This is a genomic window from Acidaminococcus hominis (assembly GCF_022484025.1).
Taxonomy (GTDB): domain Bacteria; phylum Bacillota; class Negativicutes; order Acidaminococcales; family Acidaminococcaceae; genus Acidaminococcus; species Acidaminococcus hominis.
In genome coordinates, this window is record NZ_JAKVMG010000001.1 from 714,411 (window position 1) to 725,068 (window position 10,658).

The window sequence follows — 10,658 nt, forward strand, 5'->3', positions numbered from 1 at the left end:
TTTTGCTATTTGTTCCTTTATGAAACTCTCTTCGTCACCTTCCGGTGCCACCTCTCGAGTGGTTCGCCGTGTTCCAATCAGCAGCGTCCTTACAATTAGAAACTTTCTCCGTCAGCCCCCTTTCCACCACCCTACGGGCTGTTCCCCTTCCCCGTAAACGTGGAAGGTAGTGGCTGCCACCTCCTTCACGCTTGGTGTGCTCCCCGTCAAGTAGACAGTTCCTAATAATATAAACCTCTACGCCGCCATTTGGTAGCTATTATGTTTTTGCATAGGGGTCAAACGGCCCAAATTCCGCTGCAAACGGCCACTGTTGTAATACTCCATGTAGTTATTAATCATCGTTACCAAAGCTTTACGGCTGTCGAAGTCACGAGTATAGTACCGTTCTCTTTTCAGCATGCCCCAGAAGCCTTCCATCGGGCCATTATCAATGCATTTTCCTATCCGTGACATACTCTGCGTCATACCAGCATCTAGAATCATCTTGCGGAAATCCCTGCAGGTGTATTGGAATCCCCGGTCAGAGTGAAACAGGGGATGCGCGCCAGGGTTTTTCAACAATGCCTTATTGAAGGTATTGAATACCAAATTTTTATCGTTCCGGTTGCTTATCACATAGGAAACAATTCGTCTGTCATACAGGTCAATAATCGCGCTCAGATATACCTTATGCACAACTACCCCCTCATAGTAGTGAAATTCTGAGACGTCAGTACACCATTTCTGGTTAGGGGCATCGGCTTTAAATTCCCTATTCAAGATATTTTCTGCAATGTATGCAGGATCTATTGCACGCTGGGTGCAGCCCTTAGGGGCATATTTAATCGTAGACTTTATATTTATCACTCGACAAAGATGAAGAACGCGACCGTCACCAATTGCTATTGGTTTCGTGTCAGGATAGATCTTCTTATTTGGGGCTCGTAAGTCATCAGCTATTCGTCTGTACCCTTTAGCTGGGTCAGCCTTGTATATCTCTTCTATTCTTTTAGCAATTTCCTTGTCGTCAATTTCGCGTGCTGAAGGCTCTCTATGAAGCCATTTGTAGTAGCCGGCCCGGGACACTTTTCCCAATTTGCACAGGCCAAGAATAGGGTAATTCTTTTCAGCGTGCAGTTCTTTAATGGCTTCATAAATGGCTCCATATCTTATTTGTGTGAATCCCGCCTCCTTTCCACAATATCGAGTTTTTTTAGGAAATCAATCTCCATATCCTTGGCTTTGAGTTTTGCATTAGCCAGTTTGAGTTCAGCTTTCATACACTCATATTCTGTAGGGGCTTCTTCAGGGACTTCTACTGGCTTCCTGTGTCCGCGCCCATCTATGAGTCCTTCGGTATTGTACTTATTATATTTTAAGACGTAATTTCTGACTTGCTGGTAGGAAACCTTAAACTTTTCAGCGGTTTCATGGTAAGCATTCCCGTTTTCAATGCAGTATTTTACGATTTCAACGCGCTCGTCAAAGGTCGTTTGTCTAGCTTTAGTCATGATCTTGGCACCTCCAGTACCCGAACTTTTTAGTTCCTCATGACTATTATACTTCTTTAACCAGTCTCTGATTTGACGAGAACTTTTTAATCCGTATTTTTGTACCAGCTGGGACATAGTCGTTTCGCCCTTAAGATATTCCTCTACGCATTGGATCTTAAGATCAGCAGAATAACTTTTAACCTGTCTTTTGTTAAATACCTCAGGACCATTTCCTATATATTCATCTACCCAATACTGTACTGCTTTCCAGTGAACCCCTAACCTTTTTGCAGAAACCATTGGTGATTCTTCATGAGCAAGAACAGCTTTGACAGCCTTTAATTTATCCTCTGCACTGACTTTCGATATAGACATTTTACATACTCTCCTTTCAACGAATCCAGGATGTTTAACTATATGCCAGTCTACTTTATTCATAGCATACCAGCTTGAAGGAGGCATGCCAACCGCAGCTATCACATGGGCCTTATTCACCAAACAGCCAAATACAATATTTGTCTGGCTGTTTGGATGCGGCCGCAATGCTTGGTAGAGGTAATCAATAAGGCACCACCACGTTTTTAAAATTACTTATTTTTGAACACAATGTGGGGGTAACTAAGCAGGATAAAACACATTGTTATTGCGAATTTACTATAGAAGTTGACCTCGCGCGCATGCGGGCGCAGGTGGCGCCGCGAGGCGACGGAGAGTGCTCCTTCTGCGGCGCTGGCGCCGCTTATATATTCCCAAAAACACCTCTACGCTTTCGTAGAAAGCGTAGCACGTTCTCCGTTTTCTTCAACTCTACCTGTCAGCCCCCCACTCATCCCCCGAGTTCACACAAAAATATTCTCATTCCACCAATTTAGCTGTGAAGGTTCCCTCCGCGGCCAAAGGCCGCAAATACCCTTCTAAAAACAGCAAACCAGCCTGTGAGTTCTTATTCACAGGCTGGTTTGTTCATATTTTCTTCTACCCAAACAGTTTCTTCAATACGTCCCACAAGGAAAAGGTGGTCTTGTGGTAGATTTTGTTTTTGATGGCGCGTTCGGGGTCTTTGATGTACCCCATGCCTTTTTGGCCGTAGCCGGGAATAAGGGCGCGTTTGACCTGGCGTTTGAGGCGGCCGGTAGTTCTGGCTTTCAGGGAACGGGTCAGGGACGGGGTTCTGAGTCCGAATTTCATGTGTATTCACTTCCCTTCACGGGTTTTGGTACTGCTGCCGGGGTTAGTACTTGAGGTAGAACAGGCAGTAGACGGCGACCTGGAGCATGATCAGGATGCGGACGCCGTAGATGAATTTTTTATGCTGGGTTTTGTGGCGGAAAAAGTACATGGCCAGGAGGGCGCCCAGGGATCCCCAGGCGGCGGCCAGGACCAAAAGGACTTTTTCGGAGACTCTCCAGCCGCCGCGTTTGGCCTGAAATTTGTCGTAGCCGTAGATCAGGAAGGTCAGGATATTGATAAAGCCCAGATAGTAGAAAAAGGATTGGTGTAAGGTAAGCACGGGTTGAATCTCCTTAGGGTATATGCAAAATTGTTCTTTTCAAGTTCTGCGCGGGTATCAGCTGAGTTCAAAGGCGCCGGTATACAGTTGGTAGTACACGCCTTGTTTCTCCAGCAGTTCTTCGTGATTGCCGCGTTCGATGATGCGGCCGCCGTCCAGGACCAGTATCTGGTCGGCGTTTTTGACGGTGGACAGTCTATGGGCAATGACGAAGACGGTGCGGCCTTCCATCAGGGCATCCATGCCCCGCTGGACGATTTGTTCGGTACGGGTATCGATGGAGCTGGTGGCTTCGTCCAAGATCATGACGGGGGGATCGGCTACAGCGGCTCGGGCGATGGCCAGCAGCTGGCACTGGCCCTGGGAGAGGCTGGCGCCGCCGCCTTTGAGCAGGGTATTATAGCCCTGGGGCAGGTGGCGGATGAAGGAATCGGCTCCGGCCAGTTCTGCGGCTTCTCGGCATTCTTCGTCGGTGGCGTCCAGTCGGCCGTAGCGGATATTCTCCAGCACGGTGCCGGTAAAGAGGACGGTGTCCTGGAGGACGATGCCCAGGGATTTGCGCAGGGAGCCTTTGCTCATCTGGTGGATGTCGATGCCGTCATAGGTGATGGTGCCTTTGGTGATGTCGTAGAAACGGTTCAGCAGGTTGGTGATGGTGGTTTTGCCGGCTCCGGTGGCGCCTACCAGGGCAATTTTCTGTCCGGGGAGGGCGGTGATGTTGATGTCGTGGAGGATGGTCTTTGCGGGGTCATAGGCAAAGTCTACGTTCCGGAAATGGACCTCGCCAGTAAGGGGTACGTACTGGTACGTGCCGTTCTCCTGGGGTACCTGCCAGGACCAGTGCCGGGCTTTGGCTTTGCAGCCTTTTTCCGGGGGCACCAGGGTCACGTGGCCATGGTCTTCCTCGGGGTCTTCGGCCATGAGGCCAAAGATGCGTTCTGCACCGGCCATGGCCAGGACGATGGCGTTAATCTGGGGTGAAATCTGCTGGATGGCGGCGGCAAACTGCCGGCTCATGCCCAGGAAGGGGATAATCACGGCCAGGGTAAAGGGCAGTCCGGAGATGGACAGGTTGGGTACGTCCCAATTGAGGAACAGGCCGCCAAAGCTGGCTACGATAATATAGATCAGGTAGCTGACGTTGTTCAAAATGGGCATCAGGGTGTTGGAATATTTGTTGGCCTGGAAGGAGGCCTGGTACAGTTCTTCGTTTTCTTTATTGAAGTCTGCCTTGGACAGTTCTTCGTGGCTGAAGACTTTGATGACTTTGCCGCCGTTGATCATTTCTTCCATGAAGCCTTCGCAGCGGCCCAGGGCGTGCTGCTGTTCCAGGAAGTACTGGGCGGACTTGCCCCCTACTTTACGGGTAATCACCACGGACCACAGGGAGCCGCCTACGACCACCAGGCTCATCCACACGCTGTAGTACACCATGACGGCAAACAGGGCCACCACGGTAACGGCGGACACCAGGAGCTGGGGAAAGGACTGGGAGATCACCTGGCGCAGGGCTTCTACGTCATTGGTGTAATAGCTCATCACGTCCCCGCGTTTGTGGGTATCAAAGTACCGGATGGGCAGGCTTTCCATATGGGCGAACAGTCGTTCCCGGATCTGGCACAGGCAGCCTTGGGTAAAGACGGCCAGGAGCTGATTGTAGGTAATGTTGGCCAGCAGGGAAATCACGTACAGGACGGCCAGGATTTTCACATAGTGGTAAATGATGGGCTGGATCACCGGCCAGGTCAGGTTCTGTTCCCAGGCGGTTTGCAGGGTGGCCACCACCTTCTGCATAAAGATGGAGGGGATGGACAGGATTACCGAGTTCAGGATAATCAGGCCCACAATGGTGGGAAACAGCCGGGGGTAGAAGCGCTGGAGGGTCAGGATGAACAGTTTGGCCTGGCTCCAGCTGAGGATTTTGTGTACCTGGGGTTTACGCTGGGTCATAGGCCAGCCCTCCCTTCTCTGCCCCGGATTGGGCCAGTTTTTCGTCGGTCTTTTGGAGGTTCTGGGACCGGGCCATTTCCTGGTAGATGGTATTGGTCTGGAGCAGTTCTTCGCTGGTGCCTACGGCGTTGATTTTGCCTTTGTCCATGACGATAATCCGGTCGGCGTTTTCCACGGAGGCCAGGCGCTGGGCAATAATCAGCTTGGTGGTGCCGGGCAGGAAGTCCCGCAGGGCCTGCCGGATGGCGGCATCGGTTTTGGTATCCACAGCGGAGGTGCTGTCGTCCAGGATAAGAATCTTGGGTTTCTTCAGCAGGGCCCGGGCAATGCAGATGCGCTGCTTCTGACCCCCGGAGACGTTGGCGCCTCCCTGCTCAATCCAGGTGTTGTAGCCGTCGGGGAAGCGCTGGATGAATTCGTCGGCGCAGGCCCACTCACAGACCTGGCGCACTTCTTCGTCGGTGGCGTTTTCGTTGCCCCAGCGGATGTTGTCCGCTACGGTGCCGGAAAACAGCAGGTTCTTCTGGAGGACCATGGCCACGCTGGAACGCAGGGTTTCCAGGTCGTAGCGGCGTACGTCCAGGCCGCCTACTGCTACGGCGCCGTCGGTAACGTCGTAGAGCCGGGGAATCAGCTGAACCAGGGAGGATTTGCCGGAGCCGGTACCGCCTACAATACCGATGACTTCTCCGGAATGGATATCCAGGTTAATGTCTTCCAGCACCGGGTCGCCGTTTTGGGCGTCGTACTGAAAATAGGCGTGGTCAAAGACAATGGAGCCGTCCCGGACTTGTGTTTCGGGGTCCGGGGGCGATACCAGGTCGCTCTGTTCGTGGAGGACCTGCTCCACCCGCTTGACGGATTCTTCAGTAAAGGTCAGCAGCACGAAAATCATGGACAGCATCATCAGGCTGCCCAAAATTTGAAAGCTGTAGGTCAGCAGCGTGGAAAACTGGCCGATGTCCAGGGCCTGGCCCTGGGTGGTAATGATCAGTTTGGAGCCTACCGTGAGCAGGAACACCATGATGCCGTAAACGCAGATCTGCATCAGGGGGTTGTTCAGGGCGATATAGCGCTCGGCGTTGGTAAAGAGCCGCTGGACTTCCCTGGCGGTGACGTTGAATTTGCTGATTTCGGTATCCTGGCGGACGAAGGATTTCACCACCCGGATGCCTTTGATGTTCTCCTCCACTTTGCTGTTCATGGCGTCGTACTGGGGAAAGCCGCGTTTCAGCATAGGCATGGCTTTTTTGGCGATGGCGTACAGGCCGTAGCCCAGCACGGGGATTACCACCACAAAGCCCATGGCCATAAACCCGCCCATGTAGTAGGCCATAAAGAAGGAAAACAGCAGGTTGAAGGGGGCCCGGAAGGCGGTGCGGATCAGCATCATAAAGGCCATCTGGATGTTCTGGATGTCCGTGGTCAGCCGGGTTACCAGGGAGGCCGAGGAAAACCGGTCGATGTTGGAGAAGGAAAATTCCTGAATCTGGTAGAACATGTCCTGCCGGAGGTTTTTGGCAAAGCCGCAGGAGGCTTTGGCGCAGGTCATACCGGCGGCGTAGCCGCAGAGCAGTCCTAAGAGTGCCATGACGCAGAGAATCCAGGCGTAGTGGCCAATGCGGTCGGGGCCGCAGCCGGCCTTGATTTCGTTGATCATCAGGGCAATTTCATAGGGAATCAGGGCTTCAAAGCAGACTTCTCCCAGGACCAGCACAGGGGTCAGGAGCATGGAGGTCCGATATTCTCTTACAGATTGAAAAAGGAGTTTCCAACCTTTTTGCATGAAATCACTTCGCTTCTGCTTGAATTTGTTCTTGGGGTGCTGCGGGGCGTTTGCCGCTCATGAGACGGGCTGCGGTGGCGGCCAGGAGCTGCTGGGCTTCGGCCGGGTCTTCGGTATCCATAACGGACTTTTCAAAGGGGCAGATGCCGGTTTTCATCCGGTTTTCAATCATGGCAATTTCCGTTTGGAAGAACACGGGGATATGGTGTTTTTCCAGGTATTCTTTGCCGGCGGTGCTGATGATGTAGGTATGGACTTCTTTGACGCCGCCAAGGGTAAAGAGCATGGCAGCGGCCTTGCCTACAATCTTATCTACGGCAACGGCGCCCTTTAACAGTTCGGGCTGGGCCCGCAGTACTTTCAGAAGGGGCATCACGCCTTTGGCGGTATCCGTGAAGACCACCTGGCCGTCCTGAAGGATGGCAATGGACTGGCCTTCGTGGACGATTTTATGCATTTCGCTTTGGATCAGGGCTTCCAGCGCCTGATTTTGGGTATGGTTTTCTTTCATTATATTCTCTCCTATCTGTTCCTTGGTGGGAACGTTGGTATTTGTATTCGCCGCAGGGGCGGTTTTTCCTGCCTGGGCAAGGCCCAGGGCCCGGAGTACCCGGGGCAGGATCAGCAGTTGGAGGACAATGCCGGGCAGCCCTTGGAGGATAAAAACAAAGAGCAGCAGGCCCAGGGCTTTGCCGTTAAATAGGAACAACCCTGACACCAAAAGCACCCGGACCAGGCGGCCCAGCACCATGGAGGCAACGAGAGCCGGCAGCAGCCCCCACCCCCGGTTCCAGAAGTGGCCGGTGGCCCAGCCGTAGGTGCCCAGCTCGCCGATCATCAGGGGCAGCATGGGAAAGGCCGGGGGCATGCCGGTAAGCACGCTGGAAATCAGGGGTGTCAACACCCCGATGACCGCACCCCAGAAGGGGCCCAGAAGGAAGCCCGCCAGCAGCACGGTAAAGTGCATGGGCAGCAGCACCGTTCCCTGGACGCCGAAGGCGTGACCGGTGACAAAGGGTATGAGAATGCCCAGGGCGATGAGAAGTCCCGCCTGGGTTAGGTTATGGGGATGGTATTTGGACATGATGTCGCCTCGCAAAATATATAGAGTTGATAGGTATATTATACAGCAAATGGGGTGTGGAGACAAAAGTCAATCAACGGTTGGTGGGGTGCGGGCGGTGCCCGTTGGGAAACTTGGTTTTGAACCCCATCCCGGCCGCTTTTTATTCTCGGTTGCGGCCACCCTTCCCCTTCTCCTGTTCGCATAGCGAACAGGTAAGTGGAAGGCAAATCGCGGCCGGGGCCGCGAAAAACTGGGATGGCCCGCTGGGCCCCCTCCTCCCCCGCATTGTCTCATGAAAAACGCCAAGCAAAAGGGCTTGGCGTTTTGCTTGGCGTTGTAACTGCTAGGTTATTTAACCCGTTTGGCGTCTTCCAGCAGGGTCATTTTCATTTTGTAATAGGTGGGGCTCATATCCAGGTAGTGGATATGGGGGTTGGCGAAGCGCTGTTCTTCGGGCCAGATTTCGTTGACCAGCTGGATTTTCACGAAGTTGCGGATGCTTTCCAAAGAGGGAGAGGGTTTGGTGCGTTTGCCGTTTTTCAGCACCAGTTCCTGGAGTTCTTTGAAGTTGCAGCCGGTGAAGGACAGTCGTTTCCAGGGACGGTGGGTATCCACAAAGTGGAATTCTTCTCCATCCACGGGCTTTTCGTCTTCCATGGTCAGCAGGTCGGCAATGGCATGGCCATTGGGGTCATACACCCGGTACACGCCTTTGCGGCCGGGGTTGGTAATTTTTTCGAAGGTTTCGGAAACCTTGATTTTGGGGATAATGGCTTTGTCCTTATGGACGGCCACCAGTTTGTACACGGCACCGAAAACGGGGTCGCTTTTGGCGGTAATCAGGCGTTCGCCTACGCCAAAGGAATCCACGCAGCCGCCCTGGTCCAAAATGGAGCCAATGGTGTATTCATCCAGGCTGTTGGAGATGACGATAATGGCGTCCTGCAGGCCGGCTTCGTCCAGCATTTTCCGGGCTCTCTTGGACAGGTAGGCCAGGTCGCCAGAGTCGATGCGGATGCCTTTCAGCCGTTTGCCCATGGGTTCCAGGACTTCGTGGGCCACTTTGATGGCGTTGGGTACGCCGGAATCCAGTACGTCATAAGTATCTACCAGCAAGATGGCGTTATCCGGATAGATTTCGGAGAAGCGTTTGAAGGCGGTATATTCGTCGTCATAGTACATGACCCAGCTGTGGGCCATGGTGCCGCTGACGGGGATGCCGAACATTTGGCCAGCCAATACGGTTGCAGTGCTGGCGGCACCGCCAATGTAGGCTGCCCGGGCGCCGTAGACGGCTGCGTCCATGTTGTGGGCGCGTCTGGCACCAAAGTCGGAGACGGCACGGCCTTCGGCGGCTTTTACGATCCGCTGGGCCTTGGTGGCAATCAGGGATTGGTGGTTGATCTGGCACAAGATGGCGGTTTCCACCAGCTGGGCGTCAATCAGGGGTGCATACACGGTCAGCAGGGGTTCGTTGGGGTACACAATGGTGCCCTCGGGCATGGCGTACACGTCTCCCCGGAAGTGGTAATCCTTCAGCCATTCCAGGAAATCCTCACTGAAGGTATGCAGGCTGCGGAGGTATTCGATATCTTCGGCACTGAAATGCAGGTCTTCCAGGTAGTCCAGCACCTGTTCCAGTCCGGCAAAGATGGCAAAGCCGCCATCGTCAGGGTTGTTGCGATAAAAAACATCAAAGGATACGTAGTCGTCCCGGTCCCGTTCCTTGTCTTCAAAATACCCGTTGGCCATGGTCATTTCGTACAGGTCAAATACCATGGACAAGTTTCTAGCGTCACATTGTTTCATGTTAGTCTTCTCCTCGTTACTGCGGCTGAGCACCGCGTATTTCCCGGACTGGGAGAAACCTCCGGCCAGGTATTGCTATTGGTAACAATTGTACCACGTTTATAACCAGTTTTGGCAAAAAATTCTAAAAGTTGGGGATTTGAGATATAAATGGCGGGGATTCCGGGGAACTTGGCTGGACTTTCCTGCTTATTTAGTTTCTTTAGTAAGCAGGAAAGTTATTGAAGCTAGAGATTTCTTTACTTTCTTCAGAATTAACAACCAAACAGAATGTAAAAAACGAGCCTGCAATTGGTTTTCCCTTTTGCAGAGTCGTTTTTTGCTTTGGCTCGTGCATTGTCTTGCGGCGGTGCCTTCCCATTTTCCAGAGCACTTGTGCTCCCCTGCTCTCTCAGCGTTTTTGCAGGGTTCTGAGACCGGGGAAGTGTTCACCAAGCCATTCGCAGCAATAGACCAGCAGGGTGGCGGTTCTTCTCAAGGCGGCTCTGGCTTTATAGACCTGGGTCATGGTAATCCAGCCAAGGGCGGCGCCGGCCAGTACGTCCAAGGGGTAATGGACGCCCACGTAGGGTCTGGAGATGGCCACCAGGGCGGCTAGTACCAGCAGAGGGGTGCCCAATTTCCGGCTATACTTCAGGCCTGCGGCGGCCAGGGCAAAGCAGCCAACGGCGTGGTTGGAGGGAAACGAGGCATTGGCAGCGTGGGGCAGCAGTTGGGTGACGGCCAGAACGGTAAAGGGTCTGGGTCTAAACCAGAGGGTGCCAAGGCCGGTACCGATGGCCAGGGCCAGGGCGGTGCCCAGGACGGCCAGCATGACGAAAATTCGGTTTTCGAACTGTTTCTGGGGGCTGCTGCCTTTGAACCACAGGGCGGCAAACACCAGCAGGAAGGCCAAGGGGCCGTACTGGCTCACCAGTTTCATAAAGTGGTCCAGGACGGCGGAGTGGCCGGCCAGGGAGTTGATGAAGATGAAAAGCTGCGTGTCACATTGCAGTAGGGTGTGGAGCATGGGGTTTACCTCCTGAAGATAGATTTTATAGGGTTATTACAGAAGTGACTTGA

At 53.2% G+C, this 10,658-nt stretch carries 9 protein-coding genes; all 9 read right to left on the minus strand.

Features of this window, described 5'->3' with window-relative positions; all coding sequences use genetic code 11:
• Window positions 1-237: 237 nt before the first annotated feature.
• A complete protein-coding gene (locus LKE88_RS03000) occupies window positions 238-1,155 on the minus strand; it encodes an IS3 family transposase (protein ID WP_105325363.1) in 918 nt (305 codons plus the stop codon).
• On the minus strand, window positions 1,152-1,913 hold the full coding sequence (locus LKE88_RS03005) for a helix-turn-helix domain-containing protein (RefSeq protein ID WP_276802725.1): 762 nt from the start codon (window positions 1,911-1,913) through the stop codon (window positions 1,152-1,154). The genes LKE88_RS03000 and LKE88_RS03005 overlap by 4 nt, the downstream gene beginning before the upstream one ends.
• A 537-nt stretch (window positions 1,914-2,450) precedes the next feature.
• On the minus strand, window positions 2,451-2,663 hold the full coding sequence (locus LKE88_RS03010; RefSeq protein ID WP_105325468.1) for a hypothetical protein: 213 nt from the start codon (window positions 2,661-2,663) through the stop codon (window positions 2,451-2,453).
• Window positions 2,664-2,706: 43 nt separating this feature from the next.
• Window positions 2,707-2,985: a DUF1294 domain-containing protein gene (locus LKE88_RS03015; RefSeq protein ID WP_199614912.1), complete on the minus strand. Its 279-nt coding sequence runs from the start codon at window positions 2,983-2,985 to the stop codon at window positions 2,707-2,709.
• Window positions 2,986-3,042: 57 nt separating this feature from the next.
• On the minus strand, window positions 3,043-4,935 hold the full coding sequence (locus tag LKE88_RS03020) for an ABC transporter ATP-binding protein (RefSeq protein ID WP_105325467.1): 1,893 nt from the start codon (window positions 4,933-4,935) through the stop codon (window positions 3,043-3,045).
• Window positions 4,922-6,721 (minus strand): ABC transporter ATP-binding protein, encoded by a 1,800-nt coding sequence (locus tag LKE88_RS03025; protein WP_105325466.1) that lies wholly within the window; start codon window positions 6,719-6,721, stop codon window positions 4,922-4,924. Before LKE88_RS03025 ends, LKE88_RS03020 begins: the two co-directional genes overlap by 14 nt.
• 4 nt (window positions 6,722-6,725) lie before the next feature.
• Entirely contained in the window at window positions 6,726-7,805 is a 1,080-nt protein-coding gene (locus LKE88_RS03030; protein WP_105325465.1) for an ECF transporter S component, read from the minus strand.
• A gap of 330 nt (window positions 7,806-8,135) precedes the next feature.
• Window positions 8,136-9,596 (minus strand): nicotinate phosphoribosyltransferase, encoded by a 1,461-nt coding sequence (locus LKE88_RS03035; protein WP_105325464.1) that lies wholly within the window; start codon window positions 9,594-9,596, stop codon window positions 8,136-8,138.
• Between the two features lie 391 nt (window positions 9,597-9,987).
• A complete protein-coding gene (locus tag LKE88_RS03040; RefSeq protein ID WP_105325463.1) occupies window positions 9,988-10,605 on the minus strand; it encodes an undecaprenyl-diphosphatase in 618 nt (205 codons plus the stop codon).
• Window positions 10,606-10,658: the final 53 nt, after the last annotated feature.

What these genes read in the sequence shown, in the direction of transcription:
- LKE88_RS03005 (WP_276802725.1), bottom strand. Translation starts at nt 1,913, where the DNA reads ATGAATAAAGTAGACTGGCATATAGTTAAACATCCTGGATTCGTTGAA.
- LKE88_RS03010 (WP_105325468.1), bottom strand. Translation starts at nt 2,663, where the DNA reads ATGAAATTCGGACTCAGAACCCCGTCCCTGACCCGTTCCCTGAAAGCC.
- LKE88_RS03020 (WP_105325467.1), bottom strand. Translation starts at nt 4,935, where the DNA reads ATGACCCAGCGTAAACCCCAGGTACACAAAATCCTCAGCTGGAGCCAG.
- LKE88_RS03025 (WP_105325466.1), bottom strand. Translation starts at nt 6,721, where the DNA reads ATGCAAAAAGGTTGGAAACTCCTTTTTCAATCTGTAAGAGAATATCGG.
- LKE88_RS03030 (WP_105325465.1), bottom strand. Translation starts at nt 7,805, where the DNA reads ATGTCCAAATACCATCCCCATAACCTAACCCAGGCGGGACTTCTCATC.
- LKE88_RS03035 (WP_105325464.1), bottom strand. Translation starts at nt 9,596, where the DNA reads ATGAAACAATGTGACGCTAGAAACTTGTCCATGGTATTTGACCTGTAC.
- LKE88_RS03040 (WP_105325463.1), bottom strand. Translation starts at nt 10,605, where the DNA reads ATGCTCCACACCCTACTGCAATGTGACACGCAGCTTTTCATCTTCATC.